An 18,077-nucleotide genomic window follows, 5' to 3' on the forward strand; every position below is an offset into this window, starting at 1 on the left:
TTAGCATATCGTCAAATCGCATATTTCAATCGCACGATAACGACAGTTTATCACCGCAAAGACGCCATCACTGTGCGTAAGGCCGCGACCGTGGGCAATTCCGGGTCGCGAGTGAGCGTGGCCAGACAAATCGGCTTGCTCACCACGGGTTCGATCAGGGACAGCACCCTTGTGTCCTTCAGGTCGCCCAGCGCCCGCACCAGCACGCGTGGAATCACGGTGGCCGCTAGCCCCTCGCGTGCCATGACCATCGAGGCAGTGAATCCGCTGGTCTCGGCCACAATATCCGGGTGCAAGCCCTGTTCGGCGAATATCCGATCCAGAATCCGCCGGTTCTGCATCTGAGGTTCCAGCAGGCTCAGGGGAAACTCGGCCACGCGGGCCCATGGGATCGGGCCTGTCTCATGGGTCATATGCGAGGGGACCAATAGGACATAAGTTTCTTCGTACAAGCGCTGCACTTGCCGTAGATCGGTACCGATACTGTCGCCATAAGTGATGCCAGCATCCAGACTTCCTTCGTCCAACCGGTGCTGAATGGCCGTTGCAGACATTGTTTCAATCCGGGTCACGATACGAGGATGCGCATCGCGCAACCGCTTCGTCAGACGCCCGGTGAAGGCAATCGCTGTAGGGATGACACCCAAAATAAGCGTGCCGGTGATCTCACCCTTTGCAGCGAGTACCTGTTGTTCCAAAGCCTTGGTGTCGTCGAGAATGCGCCGCGCGCGCTGGACAATCATCTCGCCTTCTTCAGTCAGTCCCTGAAATCGGTTTGCGCGGCGAACGATGGAGACACCCAGCCGATCCTCCAGGTTTCGGATTCGCATCGAGAACGCAGGCTGTGAAATCCCGCATTCCTCAGCTGCCTTGGCGAAATGACGATGCCGCGCCAATGCGCTGAGCAATTGCAGGTCGCGGATTTCGATCATCTAGAGCTGTCTCAAGTATCAGGTCAAAATCCAAACTAACCACATTTCTGCACAAGAGAAATGTGCGAGCTGCGAGCATCGTCAATTTGTTGGCTGCCACAGGATCGGCGCTTCAGATACATGCAATACTCGGGTGGTTGAGCCTGCCGAACTGCTGTTCCAGCCCAAATGAAACTAACAGGATCGCATCTTGCCACCTGAGCGGTTTTGACACTCCGCCTTAACGCGCGATATGCCGGTTCAACAACAACATAGAACCGAATTATTCCATGAACCCTGCGAGAAACCAAATTGAGGACTTCTTGCTGCGTGAATGCGTCGATTTTGATCCTCTCAATTCCAAAGAAGGTGGTGAGGTTGTTCAATGCTGGCATCAGACATTCGCCGGGAACGTAAAGAAATCAACCGGTTCCTGGATTCACAATCGCTTCCGCTGGCATGGTTTCAGTTACGGGTTTCAAATCGCGCGGGCGGGCGATGACGCTTTAAATGCCTATAAGAACCAGTGGCCTGCCGCGTATGTTATCTTTGATGAAGATATCAAATGGTCGTATCGCTGCGTCTCAGAAACATATCCAGATTTCACATCTTTTGGCGCGGATATCTACGTAGCCCACCACAACATGAAGTGGACAATGGCATTCACGCACGAGCAACCCGATATCGGCCCGTTCTTCGCAGAAAATCCGAGGTTATAAGCTGAGCAGTGACTGCTTTGGTGGCTTCTCAGGTGTTGAACAAAAAGTGCATCACATCGCCATCCTTGACGATGTAGCCCTTCCCTTCGGCCCGCATCTTACCCGCCTCTTTGGCACCTTGTTCGCCATTGGCAGCGATGTAGTCGTTATAGGCGATAGTCTCGGCGCGGATGAAGCCCTTCTCAAAGTCTCCGTGGATGACACCTGCGGCCTGTGGTGCGGCGGTGCCGGTGCGGATGGTCCAGGCCCGGGCCTCTTTCGGGCCGACGGTGAAATAGGTTTCCAGCTTAAGCAAGTCGTAGCCCGCGCGGATCAGACGGTCGAGGCCGGGCTCTTCCAGACCCATTTCCTCTAAGAACATCTGTGCCTCGTCGTCTTCCAGAAGGCTGATCTCTTCCTCGATCTTGGCACTGATAATGACATGAGCATTACCTTGCGCGGCAGCCATCTCAGCGACTTTGGCAGAGTACTCGTTGCCTTCGGCGGCCTCTTCTTCGGACACGTTGCAGACATAAAGCACCGGCTTGGTGGTCAGAAGTTGCAGCATTTTCCATGCCTTGGCGTCTTCATCAGACACTTCAACCAGACGCGCTGGCTTGCCGTTTTCCAGCATCTCCTGCGCCTCGGCCAGCAGGCGGTCCTGCTGTTGCGCTTCTTTGTCATTGCCCTTCAGCTTGCGCACCAGATTGGCGCGACGCTTTTCGATGCTTTCCAGATCGGCCAGCATCAGCTCGGTTTCGATCGTATCGGCATCGGCCACCGGATCAACGCGGCCATCCACATGGGTCACGTCACCATCTTCGAAACAACGCAGCACATGGGCGATTGCGTCGGTCTCGCGGATGTTTGCCAGGAACTGGTTGCCCAGCCCCTCGCCTTTCGAGGCCCCTTTCACCAACCCCGCGATATCCACAAAGGTCATGCGGGTTGGAATAATCTGTTTCGAGGACGCAATCGCCGCCAGTTTATCCAGCCGGCCATCAGGAACGGCGACATCCCCCACATTGGGTTCGATGGTGCAGAACGGGAAATTCGCCGCCTGAGCTGCCGCAGTTTTGGTCAGTGCGTTGAAGAGAGTCGACTTGCCAACATTCGGCAAACCCACGATTCCCATTTTAAAGCCCATGACGGCCTCCTGATACCATTCGAGCGCCGCTTCTAGGCAGGTCCAGTGCAATGCGCAAGGCAAAGTGCCTGAACACAGCCGCGAGTCTATTCTGCCACATCAAAAAATCGACATCGATTTGTGTTCTTGCGTCCATTGAAAACATGCACCTACATTCCTCAATAAAACCAATACCAACGAACGACGGACATAGTAGGTAAAAATGAAATCCCTTGTTATTCTGGCTTTTGCGCTGACAGCCGCTACTGCAGCACAGGCCCAATCCATCATTTTCGGAGCAGGCTACGCAGATTATTCCAGCGCTGAGAGCGAAGATCAGGCGATTGTTTCGCTGGAATACCAGCATCGCTCTTTCTACGAAGCGACCCGTTTCAGCGCCACCTGGGGTGCGTCCCTGTCTGTTGATACCGACGGTGACACGCATGTTGGCGCGGGCCTGATCGGGCTTTACACTTTTGCGGACCGTTGGTTCATCGAGGGCAGTGTCATGCCGGGATACTATAGTGAATCCAACGAACTGAATGATCTGGGCGGCAGCTTTCAGATACGCAGCTTACTGGGCCTTGGCTATACGCTGGAAAGCGGCAACAAACTGTCTGCCGCTATCACTCATATATCCAACGCCAGCACGCAGGAAGACAACCCAGGTGTAAATGCACTTTTGCTGAGATACCATTACGCCTTCTGATCGGAAGCCCACCAAGCGGGATTGATTTTCAGCGAAAGTTTCTGCACATCAGGTCCAAACCCGAGTGCAAGGATTTCCGATGACCCGTATCGACGCCAAATTCGACGCCCTGCAAAAGCAAGGCAAAAAGGCATTTGTAGCTTATGTCATGGCCGGAGATCCCGACTATGACACTTCGCTGGAGGTCGTGAAGGGTTTGCCCGGCGCAGGTGTCGACGTCATCGAGTTGGGCCTGCCCTTTACCGATCCCATGGCCGATGGCCCGACCATTCAGGCTGCTGGCCAACGGGCGTTGGATGGTGGAATGACATTGCAACGCACTCTGGATTTGGCCCGCGCCTTTCGTGAATCCGATGACACCACACCGATCGTGCTGATGGGATATTACAATCCGATCTACAGCCGAGGTGTCGAGAATTTTTTGGCAGATGCAAAATCAGCGGGGATCGACGGGCTGATCGTCGTCGACCTGCCCCCCGAAGAGGACGAAGAGCTTTGTCTGCCCGCGCAAGCTGCCGGGCTGAACTTCATCCGCTTGGCGACGCCGACGACCGATGACCAACGCTTGCCTCGCGTACTGCAAAACACATCCGGCTTTGTGTATTATGTATCGATTACCGGCATAACCGGTGCTGCCGAAGCGCAGGCAACCGATGTTGGGCCCGAGGTCGCTCGGATCAAAGCTGCAACTGATTTGCCCGTGATCGTCGGTTTCGGCATCAATACGCCAGAAAAGTCTCGCAACATCGCGAGTGTATCCGATGGCGCGGTAGTTGGATCTGCCATTGTCAGCCAGATCGGTTCCGGAAAACCGGTGACCGAGGTTCTGGATTTTGTCAAAACACTGTCAGATGGCGCGCACTCCGCCTAACAATTTCTTTCCATTTTCAGATGGTTCTTCACCGCAGCAGGCGCGCCGCCCACTGCGGTGTATTTTTGTTTTGACCACGCGGCAACCAACCGCAGCAAGCGGGCATTGCAGTGTTTCAAAATAATTGGTAAAGAAACTTAACCAATCCTGCGAGAATCTGATCAATGCCAGTCATTACCAATATCGAAGACCTCAAACGGATCTATGAGCGTCGCGTTCCGCGCATGTTTTTTGACTATGCAGAAAGCGGCAGCTGGACCGAACAAACCTTCCGCGAGAATACGTCGGATTTCGAAGATATCCGCCTGCGCCAACGGGTCGCCGTAGACATGACAGGGCGCTCGACCGCATCGCAGATGATCGGGCAGGATGTATCCATGCCCGTTGCATTGGCTCCGGTAGGCCTGACAGGAATGCAGCACGCGGATGGCGAGATCAAAGCGGCCAAAGCCGCCGAAGCCTTTGGTGTACCCTTCACACTGTCGACCATGTCGATCAATTCGATCGAAGATGTCGCTGAAAACACTTCGGCCCCTTTCTGGTTTCAGCTCTACACTATGAAAGATCAGGACTATGTCGGGCGACTTATCCAGCGCGCGAAGGATGCGAAATGCTCGGCCCTTGTCATTACGCTTGATCTGCAAATCCTTGGCCAACGACACAAGGACCTGAAGAATGGCCTATCTGCGCCGCCAAAGCTGACCCCTAAGACCATCGCCAACCTGATGACGAAATGGGCCTGGGGCATCGAGATGCTAGGTGCCAAGCGCCGAGAATTCGGGAATATCGTCGGTCATGTCGATAGCATCACAGATACACGCTCGCTCGGCACATGGACCGCCGAGCAATTCGATCCCAGCCTCGACTGGGGCAAAGTCGAGAAGCTGATGGAACAATGGGGCGGCAAGGTGATCCTTAAGGGCATACTCGATGCCGAGGATGCCAAAATGGCTGCCAAGCTGGGCGCAGATGCAATTGTTGTCTCAAACCATGGTGGACGGCAGCTGGATGGTGCGCTCAGCTCGATCCGGGTTCTGCCCGAGATCATGGATGCCGTCGGCAGTGATGTCGAAGTGCATCTGGATAGCGGCATCCGTTCAGGGCAAGACGTGCTGAAAGCTCTGGCGCTTGGGGCCAAGGGCACCTTTATTGGTCGCGCCTTTGTCTATGGGCTGGGTGCAATGGGTCAGAAAGGCGTGACAACGGCATTGGAAGTGATCCAGAAAGAGCTCGATACAACGATGGCACTTTGCGGTGAACGCAACGTAGCCGATCTTGGGCGCCACAATCTTCTAGTCCCCGAAGACTTTGGCGGTCGCTGGCAGGCTTGATCCTACGCCTCCCACGTAGTTGGAGACGCCGCATGGCCGCCCATTGAGCGTCTCGTTCAAGGTACTTGCAGCCAGATGAAGCAGAGGATCCGTCCTTCATCTGGCCATAAATACCTCGGAGCGCGAGGCAGAGCCTCGCAAAATTCCTCGGGCTACAAAAAGCCCTTTCCAAACCAACTGAATCAAGCTAAGGACGCGGCTTCACGCGGGCATACAGCCTTGGAGGATGCCCGCCCTAACATTGGAGAATTATCATGGCTGGAGAGATTCCTGATCTCGTAGCTCTGGAACGGACGGGGACAGGCAAGGGCGCCGCTCGTCAAGCACGCCGCGATGGCATGGTTCCGGGCATTGTTTTTGGTGGCGACAAAGAGCCGCTGCCGATCCAGATCCCGTTCAACGTACTGTTCAAGCGCCTGAAAGCAGGCCGGTTCAAGTCGACCCTGTGGAACCTGAAAGTCGAAGGTCACGAAGACGTGCGCGTCATCTGCCGCGATGTCCAGCGTGACGTTGTCAAAGACCTGCCGACCCACCTGGACCTGATGCGCCTGCGTCGGACCACCAAGATCGCGCTGTTCATCCCCGTTGAATTCATCAACGAAGAAGAAGCCCCCGGTATCAAAAAAGGTGGCGTTCTGACCGTTGTCCGCCCCGAGGTTGAACTGCTCTGCACAGCCGGTGACATTCCTGAGAAGATCACTGTTGATCTTACTGGCATGGAAATCAACGACGTTGTCACCATCTCTTCGGTTGTGCTGCCCGAAGGCACCAAGCCCACCATCGATCGTGACTTCGTGATCGCCAACGTCTCGGCACCCACCGGTCTGTCGACCAGCGACGACGAAGAGGGTGATGAGGAAGAAGTGGCTGCAGATGAAGTTGAAGTCATCGGCCAGGAAGAAGAATAAATCCGGATCAAATCCAGATTTGAAACGGGGCGCCTTCTGGGGCCCCGTTTTCTTTTGCGTGTACGGGGCTGGAAAACATCCCCTGATCCATGCAATGAGATAACGACGCGAGACTGTAAGGGACAAAGCGATGAAACTGTTTGTCGGTTTGGGAAATCCGGGATCAAAATACGCTCGCAACCGGCACAATATCGGCTTCATGGCGTTGGAGCGAATTGCCCAAGATCACGGGTTTGGTCCATGGAAGTCCAAGTTCCAGGCGGAAATTGCCGAAGGACGTCTAGGCGGCCAGAAAGTGCTGCTAGTCAAGCCGCAAACCTTCATGAACCGCTCTGGCCAGTCAGTGGGAGAGGCAATGCGCTTCTACAAGCTCGACTCGACGGACGTGACCGTCTTCCATGATGAGCTGGACTTGGCACCCGGTAAAGTGCGCGTTAAGGCAGGCGGTGGCCACGCAGGCCATAACGGGTTGCGGTCGATCCACGACCATATCAGCCCGGCCTATGATCGCGTGCGGCTGGGTATCGGTCATCCGGGCCGCAAAGAAATGGTCTCGCCTTATGTTCTAAGCGACTTTGCAAAGGCGGATGCGGACTGGCTGGATGACGTGCTGCGCGGCGTCTCGGACGGTGCCACTTATCTTGCCGATGACGAAAGCGGGAAATTCATGAATGCCGTTGCCCTGCGCACTGCTCCGCCCAGATCATCGAAGCAGCCCACTAAACCTGATACGCCCCCCAAAGCTGCCGCCGAAGCCGTTTCAGCGCCCGATGAGCGTTCGGCCATGCAAAAGCTGCTGGATAAATTCAGATAATCATTCCGCAACGTTGCGCTTGCGCAAAGCCTCAGGCCAAAGTCCAATGTCAGAGGCAAAGGGAGGTGACGAATGAAAACAGCGCTCAGATGGCTGCTGCGTATCCTGTTGACCTTGGCATTGGCAGCGGCGGTTGTCGGATTTTGGAAACGCGAGGAAATCCAGCGCCTGATGGCGGTGAATTCGCTGTTTTCAGAAGAAAAGATCGTCCACAACTTTTCGCATATGGACGAAGCCTTTCTGACGGTCACTCTGCCGCGTGGCAATGGCCCGACCTGGGAGCTGCCGTATGGGCCTGGCTTCGATCTTCCCGATGGAACAGAACAGTGGATCGAAGATCGCTCGGTAACATCCCTGTTGGTGATGCAGGACGGAGAAATTCGTTTCGAAGAATACTATCTGGACACCGGGCCGGATGATCGCAGGATCTCGTGGTCAATTGCTAAAAGCTATCTGTCTGCCTTGTTCGGTATTTTGCTGGATGAAGGCGCGATCAACTCGCTCGACGATCCGGTTGTGCAATACGCACCTGACCTCAAGGGCAGCGCCTATGAGACCGCCACGATCCGCAACGTGTTGAACATGGCCAGCGGCGTGACCTTTGACGAGGATTATCTGGACTATAATTCCGACATCAATCGCATGGGCCGCGTCGTGGCGCTGGGAGGTGAGTTGGACGACTTCGCGGCTTCGTTGAAGGACAGTTTCGTCGCGCCGGGTGAAACATGGCAATATGTGTCGATCGATACTCATGTGATCGGAATGGTCATCCGGGGGGCAACAGGACGCAGCGTTGCAGAGTCACTGACCGAGAAAGTGATCGCACCGCTGGGGTTGGAGCGAGACGGTTATTACATCACCGATGGAACAGGCGTTGCATTTGTTCTGGGTGGTCTCAACTTCACAACGCGCGATTTTGCCCGGTTCGGGCAGTTGATTTTGCAGGATGGCGAACGCGATGGACGGCAGATTGTACCCGCGGATTGGATCGACGCCGCTACTTGGCCAAGCGCACCGACCGAACCGGGCAAGATAGGGTATGGCTATCAATGGTGGATTCCGATCGGTGCCCATGAAGGTGAATTCATGGCGCGGGGTGTGTATGGGCAGTACATTTACTTCGACCAGCCACGTGGTGTTCTGATTGTCACGACGGGCGCAGACCGAAAGTTCCGCGATCCTGGTGTCGGTGAGCAGAACATAGAAATGTTCCGCAAAATTGCGCGAAGCCTGTAAGATACCATCATGCAGAAGCAAGACAGCATCAATGTTCTGGGCGGCGTGCTCGCGCCTTGCTCGCGCAAACCATTAACCGGTTTCTTTCGCGACGGTGCCTGCAACACCTGCCCCGAGGATCAGGGAAGCCATACGGTCTGCGCCGTGATGACGGCAGAGTTTCTGGCTTATTCGAAATATGTCGGAAATGACCTGAGCACACCCCGGCCTGAATTCGATTTTCCTGGGCTCAAGCCTGGTGATCGCTGGTGCTTGTGTGCGGGGCGCTTTTTGCAAGCCCATGACGAGGGATGCGCGCCCAAGGTGCACCTTGAAGCCACGCACCAGAGGGCGCTGGATATCGTACCTCTCCATATTCTAAAAATGCAGCGCGCTGAAGACGAGCACTAGATGGCGATCGCCCGATATCCGCGAGACGTACGCGACGGCGGCCCGGTTGGAAAGCCATGCTCGGCCTGCAGATCCCAGCCCGAACGCGCGAGCATCTCCGCCACAATATCCGGTCGATAGGTTCGGTGCCGCCATTGGAACCAGATGATCGCATTACACCAATGTGGCTTGCTGACCACCAACCAAAGCGTTGCACCCGGTTCAGCCAGATCGCGCATGCGGCGCAAAGCATCTATCGGATCAACGCAATGCTCCAGAACATGCGCAGCCAACAGGCAGTCAAAACGGGATGCCGGATGGAACTCTTCCAAGCGCGATTGGACAGTCTCGGCGTTTCCACCGCGCCGTTGCAACGCTGACCCTGCCAGTTGCAGCATTCGGGCCGAAGGTTCCAAAAGCGTCACATGCCCTTCGCGCCGGATCACGGCGCGTGCTTCGGCAAAGGCTCCCGTACCGCACCCGATATCCAGTGCGTTACGGCCCAATTCGACCTGCGGGTCCGAGGACAGAAAACCCAGATAGGCATCGAAATACCCCAGCAGACGCATCTTGTCTGCCCAGCCCGGGGCGGCCTGATCGTATTTCTGGTCAAGTCGGTCGGGTCCGGCCTTTGAGGAAACACTGCACATGCAATGCAAACTGGCACAGTTCCTCAAAGGCGCAAAGCCTGTTAGGCCTAATCAGTCCGCTGCGCGACCTTCGGTATCCGACATATCAAAGTTCAGGTACCGTGCGACGGTCTGCACATCCTTATCCCCCCGGCCACACATATTCATGCAGATCAGGTGGTCCTTGGGCAATTCCGGCGCGATTTTCATAACATGCGCCAGCGCATGGCAGGGCTCCAGCGCAGGGATGATACCTTCGGTAGCGCAGCACAACTGGAACGCTTCAAGCGCTTCTTTATCCGTGATCGAGACATAGTTGGCGCGACCGATGTCGTGCAGCCAGGAATGCTCGGGGCCAATGCCCGGATAGTCCAGACCGGCCGAGATCGAATAGCCTTCGAGAATCTGCCCATCATCATCCTGCAGCAGATAAGTGCGGTTGCCGTGCAGCACGCCTGGACGACCTCCGGTCAATGAGGCGCAATGCTCCATCTTCTCGTTCACGCCCTTGCCGCCCGCTTCAACACCGATGATATTCACATCCTTGTCGTCGAGGAACGGGTAGAACAGGCCCATCGCATTCGAACCACCTCCGATGGCGGCGATGATGGTGTCGGGCAAACGGCCCTCGGCCTTTTGCATCTGTTCCTTGGCTTCCTTGCCGATGATCGACTGAAAGTCGCGCACCATCGCCGGGTAAGGATGCGGGCCAGCAACGGTGCCGATGCAGTAAAAGGTATCGCGCACATTGGTCACCCAGTCGCGCAGAGCGTCGTTCATCGCATCTTTCAGCGTACCCCTGCCGGATGTCACCGGGATCACTTCGGCTCCCAGCAGGCGCATACGGAACACGTTCGGGGCCTGACGCTGAACGTCATGGGCACCCATGTAGACAATGCACTTCAGGCCGAACTTGGCGCAGACGGTGGCGGTGGCCACGCCGTGCTGCCCTGCCCCGGTCTCGGCGATGATCCGGGTCTTTCCCATGCGCCGCGCCAGAATGATCTGGCCCAGCACATTGTTGATCTTATGCGCGCCGGTGTGGTTCAGTTCGTCACGCTTCAAGTAAATCTTTGCGCCGCCCAGATGTTCGGTCAGGCGTTCCGCGTAGTAGAGCGGCGAAGGGCGACCCACGTAGTTTGCCCACAGATCGTCCATCTCGGCCCAAAATGTGGGGTCATCCTTGGCTTTGTCATATTCCTCTTCCAGTGACAGGATCAGCGGCATCAGCGTTTCGCTGACAAAGCGCCCGCCGAAGATGCCAAAGCGGCCTTGTTCATCGGGGCCGGACATGAAGGAATTAAAAAGATCGTTGGCCATGGAAGTCTCCCTCGTCGTACCCGATGTTCATAGGAGGTGATGGAGTGATTTGCCATCGCAAAACGTATCATTCCGCCGCCTGAGCGCGCTGTTCCCACACCTGAAGTGCCTGAACTCGACTTGGAACAGCAATGCAGGGAAATTGACAGAACACATTGATATCGGCCAGACGGGTCGACGCGCGTACTACACGGCGATGAGGGCCGGAATATGCGAATGTCAGCATAGCTTCGACATCATGCCAGACTGTGTATGAAAAATAACAGCCTTGACGCACAAATACCTCGGCATGCAGGCACAGCGCGTCACCGCGTGCCTGCCGCAAGGATTGATGAGCGCGCCAGAAGAACTCGGGCCCGTGATACCATCGTTTAAGTGAAACTCCGCCGATCACTGCCAGCATGCTCTCCCCCATTTTGAGGAGATACGCAGGTTCGTGCAGATCAGATCAACTTGCCGCGTCGATAAAGGCGCGGATCAGCCCGGCATCCTTTACACCCGGAGAGCTTTCGACGCCGGATGAGACATCCACCTGCTGTGCGCCGGTCATTCGCACCGCTTCTGCGACATTGTCAGGGGTCAGACCTCCGGCCAGCATCCATGGCCTACGCCAGTATTTACGACCTGCCAGCAGGCGCCAATCAAAAGACAAACCGTTACCACCAGGCAGCTCCGCGTTTCGCGGTGGCTTTGCGTCGATCAACAGCTGATCCGCCACATCTGAATAGAGATCGATGGCCGCGAGGTCTTCGGCCTCGGCCACACCAATGGCCTTCATTACTGGCAGGCCGAAGTGGTCTCGCACTTGCTGCACACGCTCAGGACTTTCTTTGCCATGCAGTTGCAACATATCCAGAGGCACGATCGAAAGAATGTGATCCAAATCCTCGTCCGTCGCATTCACTGTCAGCGCCACCTTGGCGACGCCCGCAGGCACCTCCTGTGCCAATGTCGCAGCTGTCTGGGGCTCAACATGCCGCGGGGATTTGGGGAAAAACACAAAACCAACATAACCCGCGCCCGCATCCACAGCAGCGCGCACGTGGTCAGGGGCGGTCAGGCCGCAGATTTTAACTCGGATATCAGCGGGCATCGTAGGGCCTCAGCTTGCCTCATCCAGAATGGCCAGCACATCATCCTGACCTTCATTCTGCTTTTTCTTGAGCTTCTTAACTTCACGCTCAAGTTTGCGCACTTCGCCTTGCTTCACGGTCACATCCTTGCGGTGCTTATGCTCGCGCAGCCATTCCCACAGGAAGCCGATGACCAGGCCGGCAACAACCCCACCCAGCACGACCAGAAACAGCGGCAAGGAGGTTGACAGGTTGAACCCCAGCAACTCGGACAAAGCATCCGGCATAAGCTTAAGTTCAACAATTTGGCGATTGGCCAGCGAGACCGAGACCAGAACGATCCCCAATGCAGCCAGAAAAGCATAACGAATGTAGCGCATCATGAGGCTAGGCTTTACCGTTCAAACGGTCCCTTAGCAACTTGCCAGTTTTGAAAAATGGAACACATTTTTCTTCAACCTGCACAGTTTCACCGGTGCGGGGATTGCGGCCTACACGTGCGTCACGCTTTTTCACCGAAAACGCGCCGAAACCGCGCAGCTCTACGCGGTCGCCGCGTGCCATGGCGTCGGTCACTTCTTCAAAAACGGTATTCACGATCCGCTCGACGTCGCGTTGATAGAGATGCGGGTTTTCGTCGGCAATTTTCTGAATCAATTCTGAACGGATCATACGCAATACCCTCCCAGGCGGACGATGTGACAAGCCTATAGTTCTGACAGTATAGGAAAAAACCCGGATCGGGGGAACGGATACTCTGCCAGCAAAGGCGGCATTTTGCGACAATCTCACGCGAATTTTTGCCCGTTGGCCTGATTTCCACACTTCATGCGCGAACGATAGGCAAATTAAGCCGACTATTTGGAAGATATTGATTCGCAACAAAAACGGCCCCGCACCATGGTGCGAGGCCGAATTTCATGTTTGGGATACGCCCCGGACTTAGTCGCCCGACTTCAGTGCTGCACCCAGGATATCGCCCAGCGACGCGCCCGAGTCGGAAGAACCGTACTGTTCCACGGCCTCTTTCTCTTCGGCGATCTCGCGTGCCTTGATCGACAGGCCCAGACGGCGGGTCTTGCTGTCGACGTTGGTGACGCGGACGTCGACCTTGTCACCGACCGAGAAACGCTCGGGGCGCTGCTCAGCACGGTCACGCGACAGGTCCGAACGACGGATGAACGACTTCATGCCTTCGTACTCGACCTCGATGCCGCCATCTTCGATCGCAGTCACTTCGACGGTGATGACCGAACCACGCTTCACGCCGCCCACGGCTTCGGCGAACTTGTCACCGCCCAGGGCTTTGATCGACAGCGAGATACGCTCTTTCTCAACGTCAACTTCCGAGACGACGGCCGAAACCATGTCGCCTTTGCGGTAGTTCTGGATCGCATCTTCGCCACGCTCGTCCCAGGACAGGTCGGACAGGTGAACCATGCCGTCGATGTCGCCTTCGAGGCCAATGAACAGACCGAATTCGGTGATGTTCTTGACTTCGCCTTCGACCTCGGTGCCCTCGGGGTGTGTTTCTGCAAACACTTCCCATGGGTTGCGCTGAGTCTGCTTCAGGCCCAGAGACACGCGACGCTTGGCGCCGTCGATTTCCAGAACCATGACGTCGACTTCCTGGCTGGTCGAAACGATCTTGCCGGGGTGGACGTTTTTCTTGGTCCAGGACATCTCGGACACGTGCACCAGACCTTCCACACCGGCTTCCAGCTCGACGAACGCGCCGTAGTCGGTGATGTTGGTGACGCGACCCTGATGGACCGAGCCCAGCGGGTATTTCGCAGCAACCAGATCCCACGGATCTTCCTGCAGCTGCTTCATGCCCAGGCTGATGCGGTGGGTTTCTTTGTTGATCTTGATGACCTGAACCTTGATGGTTTCGCCGATCGTCAGGATCTCGGACGGGTGGTTCACACGGCGCCATGCCATGTCGGTGACGTGCAGAAGGCCGTCAACGCCGCCCAGATCAACGAATGCACCGTATTCGGTGATGTTCTTGACGACACCCTCGACGGTCTGACCTTCGGACAGGTTGCCGATGACTTCGGCACGCTGTTCGGCACGCGATTCTTCCAGGATAGCGCGACGCGAAACAACGATGTTGCCACGGCGGCGGTCCATTTTCAGGATCTGGAACGGCTGCTTCAGACCCATCAACGGGCCAGCGTCGCGTACGGGGCGAACGTCAACCTGCGAGCCGGGCAGGAACGCAACTGCGCCACCCAGATCAACGGTGAAGCCACCTTTGACGCGGCCAAAGATTGCACCTTCGACGCGCTGGTCATCGGCATATGCTTTTTCCAGACGGTCCCATGCCTCTTCACGGCGGGCCATCTCGCGCGAGATGACAGCTTCGCCACGGGCGTTTTCTGCAGCGCGCAGGTATACTTCGACCTCGTCACCAACAGCGATTTCAGGGGCTTCGCCGGGATTTGCGAATTCTTTCAGATCAACGCGGCCTTCCATTTTGTAGCCTACGTCGATGATGGCTTGGCCGGCTTCGATCGCCAGAACCTTGCCTTTGACAACAGAACCCTCTTCGGGCGTGTCCATTTCGAAGCTTTCATTCAGGAGGGCTTCGAATTCCTCCATGGATGCGTTAGCCATGTGGCGTTGTTTTCCTTTACATAACGTTTTTGCTGGCCGAGCGGTTGTCTCCGCCGGTCTTGTTTCATGATGCCTGAATGCGTGATCCAGAACGCGCCCGAGCTAACAAACACAAAGGGCCGAGGTTTCCCGGCCCTGCTCAGATACGTCATCCGGACGTTAACCGCCCTTGTTCAGACAGCGCGCGTATAGGCGGATTCCGTGTCATGTGCAAGAGCAAAGCCCTTAAACACTGGCCAATCCCACAAAATCCGAACATCAGGTCCGGGCATCGAAGCAAACGCGATCCGATCCCCGGCCTTCTTTGTCAGTTCTGCCGAATGATACCATGCGGCGCTAGAACAGTTGCAGATCCTTCTTGCCGCTTTGAATCTCAGCGAGGTTTGGCATGTTCTCGATCACCACGGGTGCCGGTTTCGCGCCCGGCATTGCGACAGTCGGCTGCCCCCTTGCGGCCTTGCCAAAGGCAGGCTTCTCCAACTCGCCCCGGATATCTCGCAGCAGGGTTTTGTGATCCGGCATGGTCTTGAGGATCTGCGCAAGGTCCATTTTTGCCCCCTTCCACCACTGGAACCAAATCGGTTTCTTCAGCGGTCGCAGACGATCACGGATACCTTCGCCATACCCCGTATCATACACCTGTTTGCCCAGAAGAACCGTCTGATAGACGCGGAAATTGAACAGCGTCGCAAACTCGATATCGTGTTCCATCGGCAGACGATGCTGCCACAGCTCAAGGTTCTCGGCCAATCGATCCGGAATCTTCATCTCGGTGCGGGCGTCGATCCAATATTGATCATCGGTGCGGTTACCCAATCGGTAGTGCAGGCAGATAAAATCCAAAACCTCGTCATAGAGCTTGTTCATCTGCCGGTTATATCGGTTCCGCAGCGCAGGCTCGATGTCTCGCGTCGGCAGATGTTCGGCAAACCAGCGGATCGCGTGATCGATCATGTGGATCGCAGTACTTTCTAGCGGTTCGATAAATCCACCAGACAAACCGATCGCCAAGCAATTCTTAACCCAGGCATTGCGAACACGACCAACACGCATGGGGATCACGCGCGGTGTCAGTCCCTTGCCGCTGTCGCCCAACCACTCAAGATATTCGTCCGCCGCCTGATCATCGGTCCGATGCGCGGATGAATACACATAACCCGTACCTACACGATTGTAGAGCGGCACACGCCACGTCCAACCCGCACCAAGCGCGGTCGAGCGTGTAACGCTTTCGATCTTTTCGGGGTTAGGGTGCTCGATCTGCAAGGCCATGGCACGGTCGTTGGGCAAGTAGTCCGAGTAATCCATGAACGGCTCGCCCAACGCTTGATTGATGATCAACCCCCGGAAGCCGGTGCAATCTATGACCATCTCAATGTCATGGCGTCCCTTGCGCTCTAACATCAGGTGGCTGACATTGCCCTGCTCGTCCAGTTCGACCGATTGCACCTCATCCTGAATATGCTCTACGCCGCGCTTGGCGCAGACCTTTGTCAGCATGCCCGCAAACTTCACGGCATCCAGATGATAAGCATAGCCAAACCGCTGCTCGAATTCAGGTGCACCCAAAGGACGCGCACCCTTGCACAACCGGGCCAGATCATCATGCGGTGAGATTGACTGCGTGAAATCCCGATCCCCGTTACCAAAACGCAGAAAATACTCGGCAGCCTCCAACCCCTCCAGCAATTGACCATGGGCAAACGGGTTTACGTAGTCGATCCGATTGCCCTTGGCATCGTTGTTCCAATTGCAGAACTTAACTCCCAACTTGAACGATGCGTTGGTTTCGCGGAAGAAATCCCGCTCTGATATGCCCGCCTGACGGAGCGTGACCGGCATACGCGGCACCGTCGCTTCACCGACACCCACAGTCGAGATGTTGGGGCTTTCGATCAAGCAAATGCGTGGGCGATCCTTGGGTGCTGACGTGCGGGAGAACACCATGTCCAGGATCAGCGCAGTCATCCAACCCGCCGTACCACCACCCACGATGGTGATCTTACGCAAACGATTATTCATATTTTTTGTCCCTGTTGGCTTGGGATTTTGTAGCTGCCTCCCCTTTTTTTGAGTGATGGGGATTTAACAGCAGCTTTCCCTTATTTAGCTGTGGGAAGACTATAACAGCTTTCAAGCATCCAGCTAGAGCCTATGACACCCATGGTCGCAGGCACATTCGTCATCAGAATTCAGGCTATGCGCCTACTTTGGACAAGTGTCAGATTTCCTCACCCTTCTTCAGAAGTTCTTCGATCAGCTCACGCTGCAGATCATGGCTGTCGCCCCCTCCGAATTCCGCCGCACCACCGGTGTACAATGTGCCATAGGTGTTGGCGATATTCACAGTCTGGGCCAGACCCGAGATCAACTGATCCCTTTGCAACAGCGAAAGCGGGTGAATGAACGCAGCCCATAAGGTGCCATTTGCGATCGCATAGCGCGCATCCAGCGTGCTGTCGAAATTTGCCTGCATCATCCGTTGCAAATCGGCTGGCGACAAATCCGCAGCACTGCCGATCGCGACCATCGCCCGCATGCGGTCAGCATTGGTATCGGCGACAACCAGCACCGTCACATCAGATATCGTCAACTCAAACCCCGGCCCGATCGGTTGCGCCTCGGGATCTAGCGCAAAGATGATTTTTCCCAGACGCTCGTAAGTCATCGGAGGTTCGGCCTCGGGGACCGGCGCGTCTGATTGCTGCGCAGCTACGCTACCTGCAAGGAAGAACAAAAACAGGGCTAGTCTGATCATGGGCCACTCCTACGGTTGTCCAACAAGCTTAGGCGGCCATCGGACAGGTGGCCAAACAAAGCTATGTGAACAGTTTTTGCAAAACGCCCTGATCTTTGAACGATCTGCAAAGTATCATGACCTATCTGCGATTACCCGTCCGAAGAACCTTTTCTAACTTAGTTACATCGGCTTGGGGCGGACCCGAGCCTTGAACCAAAAAGGGAAAGGACCCCCACTATGAAATCGCTCGCACTTACTGCATTAGCCGCAACTCTGGCCCTGGCAGCTCCGGCTTTTGCCGCAGACGAAATCAACGTCTCCAAAGGCCTGTCGGCGGCAGGTGCACCCCTGGCAGCCCATGGCGTCGATCTGGTCGCGCTTGTCAACAATGGCAATCCGGTCGAAGGCTTCGCCAATCATTCGGCGACTTATGACGGCGCATCCTATTACTTCACCAGCGCGGAAAACCTTGAAGCGTTCGAGGCGAATCCGGCGGCCTACTTGCCCCAGCACGGTGGCTATTGTTCGTTCGGGGTGTCTGTTGGCAAAAAGTTCGACGGCGACCCGGATCAGTACCTGATCGCAGACGGCAAGCTGTATCTGTTCCTGAATGCTGATACCCGCGCTGCTTTCCTGAAAGACGTCACCGGGACCGCTAAAACCGCAGATGACCAGTGGACCAACATCAAGAGCATCGCAGTTGGTGAATTGTAGTTAACGGAC

The 18,077-nt window shown here is 55.9% G+C and carries 20 protein-coding genes; 9 read left to right on the forward strand and 11 right to left on the reverse strand.

Translation table 11 applies throughout. The features are described 5' to 3' along the window. Positions 1–50: 50 nt before the first annotated feature. Positions 51–932, reverse strand: a complete 882-nt coding sequence (locus tag AC2TEM_RS09545; RefSeq protein WP_170424371.1) for a LysR family transcriptional regulator — start codon at positions 930–932, stop codon at positions 51–53. A 269-nt stretch (positions 933–1,201) separates the two neighbouring features. Here AC2TEM_RS09545 and AC2TEM_RS09550 point away from each other — a divergent pair, with 269 nt between their 5' ends. Next, a complete protein-coding gene (locus tag AC2TEM_RS09550) occupies positions 1,202–1,630 on the forward strand; it encodes a DUF4275 family protein (RefSeq protein WP_170424373.1) in 429 nt (142 codons plus the stop codon). Positions 1,631–1,658: 28 nt separating this feature from the next. Here the strand turns inward: AC2TEM_RS09550 and ychF are convergent, their stop codons facing one another. Then, positions 1,659–2,756 (reverse strand): redox-regulated ATPase YchF, encoded by a 1,098-nt coding sequence (gene ychF / locus AC2TEM_RS09555; protein ID WP_170424375.1) that lies wholly within the window; start codon positions 2,754–2,756, stop codon positions 1,659–1,661. A gap of 202 nt (positions 2,757–2,958) precedes the next feature. Here ychF and AC2TEM_RS09560 point away from each other — a divergent pair, with 202 nt between their 5' ends. The 7 genes from AC2TEM_RS09560 (at position 2,959) to AC2TEM_RS09590 (ending at position 8,994) form a co-directional block, all read left to right on the forward strand. Beyond that, positions 2,959–3,444, forward strand: a complete 486-nt coding sequence (locus AC2TEM_RS09560) for an acyloxyacyl hydrolase (RefSeq protein ID WP_170404502.1) — start codon at positions 2,959–2,961, stop codon at positions 3,442–3,444. Positions 3,445–3,523: 79 nt separating this feature from the next. Continuing rightward, positions 3,524–4,315, forward strand: a complete 792-nt coding sequence (trpA, locus tag AC2TEM_RS09565; protein WP_170424377.1) for a tryptophan synthase subunit alpha — start codon at positions 3,524–3,526, stop codon at positions 4,313–4,315. A 164-nt stretch (positions 4,316–4,479) separates the two neighbouring features. Continuing rightward, positions 4,480–5,646, forward strand: coding sequence for an alpha-hydroxy acid oxidase (locus AC2TEM_RS09570; RefSeq protein WP_170397492.1), 1,167 nt, complete (start codon positions 4,480–4,482; stop codon positions 5,644–5,646). Between the two features lie 254 nt (positions 5,647–5,900). Then, entirely contained in the window at positions 5,901–6,554 is a 654-nt protein-coding gene (locus AC2TEM_RS09575; RefSeq protein ID WP_170397494.1) for a 50S ribosomal protein L25/general stress protein Ctc, read from the forward strand. Positions 6,555–6,684: 130 nt separating this feature from the next. Further along, complete coding sequence (pth, locus tag AC2TEM_RS09580) at positions 6,685–7,368, forward strand: aminoacyl-tRNA hydrolase (protein WP_170609061.1); 684 nt, start codon at positions 6,685–6,687, stop codon at positions 7,366–7,368. Between the two features lie 72 nt (positions 7,369–7,440). Beyond that, a complete protein-coding gene (locus AC2TEM_RS09585; RefSeq protein WP_170609063.1) occupies positions 7,441–8,604 on the forward strand; it encodes a serine hydrolase domain-containing protein in 1,164 nt (387 codons plus the stop codon). A gap of 9 nt (positions 8,605–8,613) precedes the next feature. Continuing rightward, positions 8,614–8,994 carry a DUF2237 family protein gene (locus AC2TEM_RS09590; RefSeq protein ID WP_170397502.1) on the forward strand — a complete coding sequence of 127 codons (381 nt, stop codon included), beginning with the start codon at positions 8,614–8,616 and terminating at the stop codon, positions 8,992–8,994. Here AC2TEM_RS09590 and AC2TEM_RS09595 read toward each other — a convergent pair. From AC2TEM_RS09595 to AC2TEM_RS09635, 9 genes are all read right to left on the reverse strand, one after another. Further along, the gene (locus tag AC2TEM_RS09595) at positions 8,991–9,623 is read right to left on the reverse strand and encodes a class I SAM-dependent methyltransferase (protein WP_170424383.1); all 633 of its coding nucleotides are present in this window, start codon (positions 9,621–9,623) and stop codon (positions 8,991–8,993) included. The two genes, AC2TEM_RS09590 and AC2TEM_RS09595, sit on opposite strands and share 4 nt — an antisense overlap. 51 nt (positions 9,624–9,674) lie before the next feature. Then, complete coding sequence (gene trpB / locus AC2TEM_RS09600) at positions 9,675–10,922, reverse strand: tryptophan synthase subunit beta (protein WP_170397508.1); 1,248 nt, start codon at positions 10,920–10,922, stop codon at positions 9,675–9,677. A gap of 67 nt (positions 10,923–10,989) precedes the next feature. Then, complete coding sequence (locus tag AC2TEM_RS09605) at positions 10,990–11,325, reverse strand: hypothetical protein (RefSeq protein ID WP_170424385.1); 336 nt, start codon at positions 11,323–11,325, stop codon at positions 10,990–10,992. Positions 11,326–11,370: 45 nt separating this feature from the next. After that, entirely contained in the window at positions 11,371–12,015 is a 645-nt protein-coding gene (locus AC2TEM_RS09610) for a phosphoribosylanthranilate isomerase (RefSeq protein WP_170424387.1), read from the reverse strand. Positions 12,016–12,024: 9 nt separating this feature from the next. After that, entirely contained in the window at positions 12,025–12,375 is a 351-nt protein-coding gene (locus AC2TEM_RS09615; protein ID WP_170397774.1) for a LapA family protein, read from the reverse strand. A 7-nt stretch (positions 12,376–12,382) separates the two neighbouring features. Beyond that, positions 12,383–12,667 (reverse strand): integration host factor subunit beta, encoded by a 285-nt coding sequence (gene ihfB / locus AC2TEM_RS09620; RefSeq protein WP_050603110.1) that lies wholly within the window; start codon positions 12,665–12,667, stop codon positions 12,383–12,385. A 270-nt stretch (positions 12,668–12,937) separates the two neighbouring features. Beyond that, a complete protein-coding gene (rpsA, locus tag AC2TEM_RS09625) occupies positions 12,938–14,614 on the reverse strand; it encodes a 30S ribosomal protein S1 (RefSeq protein ID WP_039532111.1) in 1,677 nt (558 codons plus the stop codon). Between the two features lie 336 nt (positions 14,615–14,950). Next, positions 14,951–16,636, reverse strand: a complete 1,686-nt coding sequence (locus AC2TEM_RS09630) for a tryptophan halogenase family protein (protein WP_170424389.1) — start codon at positions 16,634–16,636, stop codon at positions 14,951–14,953. Positions 16,637–16,835: 199 nt separating this feature from the next. After that, the gene (locus tag AC2TEM_RS09635) at positions 16,836–17,372 is read right to left on the reverse strand and encodes a hypothetical protein (protein WP_170424391.1); all 537 of its coding nucleotides are present in this window, start codon (positions 17,370–17,372) and stop codon (positions 16,836–16,838) included. Between the two features lie 219 nt (positions 17,373–17,591). Here AC2TEM_RS09635 and AC2TEM_RS09640 point away from each other — a divergent pair, with 219 nt between their 5' ends. Beyond that, complete coding sequence (locus AC2TEM_RS09640) at positions 17,592–18,068, forward strand: YHS domain-containing (seleno)protein (protein WP_170424393.1); 477 nt, start codon at positions 17,592–17,594, stop codon at positions 18,066–18,068. Positions 18,069–18,077: the final 9 nt, after the last annotated feature.

Source organism: Ruegeria sp. HKCCD3925 (assembly GCF_057221175.1).

Coding starts and splice junctions, on each gene's coding strand:
- AC2TEM_RS09610 (WP_170424387.1), bottom strand. CDS start 12,015: ATGCCCGCTGATATCCGAGTTAAAATCTGCGGCCTGACCGCCCCTGAC.
- trpB (WP_170397508.1), bottom strand. CDS start 10,922: ATGGCCAACGATCTTTTTAATTCCTTCATGTCCGGCCCCGATGAACAA.
- pth (WP_170609061.1), top strand. CDS start 6,685: ATGAAACTGTTTGTCGGTTTGGGAAATCCGGGATCAAAATACGCTCGC.
- AC2TEM_RS09595 (WP_170424383.1), bottom strand. CDS start 9,623: ATGTGCAGTGTTTCCTCAAAGGCCGGACCCGACCGACTTGACCAGAAA.
- AC2TEM_RS09590 (WP_170397502.1), top strand. CDS start 8,614: ATGCAGAAGCAAGACAGCATCAATGTTCTGGGCGGCGTGCTCGCGCCT.
- AC2TEM_RS09575 (WP_170397494.1), top strand. CDS start 5,901: ATGGCTGGAGAGATTCCTGATCTCGTAGCTCTGGAACGGACGGGGACA.
- AC2TEM_RS09630 (WP_170424389.1), bottom strand. CDS start 16,636: ATGAATAATCGTTTGCGTAAGATCACCATCGTGGGTGGTGGTACGGCG.
- AC2TEM_RS09560 (WP_170404502.1), top strand. CDS start 2,959: ATGAAATCCCTTGTTATTCTGGCTTTTGCGCTGACAGCCGCTACTGCA.
- AC2TEM_RS09545 (WP_170424371.1), bottom strand. CDS start 932: ATGATCGAAATCCGCGACCTGCAATTGCTCAGCGCATTGGCGCGGCAT.
- rpsA (WP_039532111.1), bottom strand. CDS start 14,614: ATGGCTAACGCATCCATGGAGGAATTCGAAGCCCTCCTGAATGAAAGC.
- AC2TEM_RS09640 (WP_170424393.1), top strand. CDS start 17,592: ATGAAATCGCTCGCACTTACTGCATTAGCCGCAACTCTGGCCCTGGCA.
- trpA (WP_170424377.1), top strand. CDS start 3,524: ATGACCCGTATCGACGCCAAATTCGACGCCCTGCAAAAGCAAGGCAAA.
- AC2TEM_RS09585 (WP_170609063.1), top strand. CDS start 7,441: ATGAAAACAGCGCTCAGATGGCTGCTGCGTATCCTGTTGACCTTGGCA.
- ihfB (WP_050603110.1), bottom strand. CDS start 12,667: ATGATCCGTTCAGAATTGATTCAGAAAATTGCCGACGAAAACCCGCAT.
- AC2TEM_RS09570 (WP_170397492.1), top strand. CDS start 4,480: ATGCCAGTCATTACCAATATCGAAGACCTCAAACGGATCTATGAGCGT.
- AC2TEM_RS09635 (WP_170424391.1), bottom strand. CDS start 17,372: ATGATCAGACTAGCCCTGTTTTTGTTCTTCCTTGCAGGTAGCGTAGCT.
- AC2TEM_RS09550 (WP_170424373.1), top strand. CDS start 1,202: ATGAACCCTGCGAGAAACCAAATTGAGGACTTCTTGCTGCGTGAATGC.
- ychF (WP_170424375.1), bottom strand. CDS start 2,756: ATGGGCTTTAAAATGGGAATCGTGGGTTTGCCGAATGTTGGCAAGTCG.
- AC2TEM_RS09615 (WP_170397774.1), bottom strand. CDS start 12,375: ATGCGCTACATTCGTTATGCTTTTCTGGCTGCATTGGGGATCGTTCTG.
- AC2TEM_RS09605 (WP_170424385.1), bottom strand. CDS start 11,325: ATGCTGGCAGTGATCGGCGGAGTTTCACTTAAACGATGGTATCACGGG.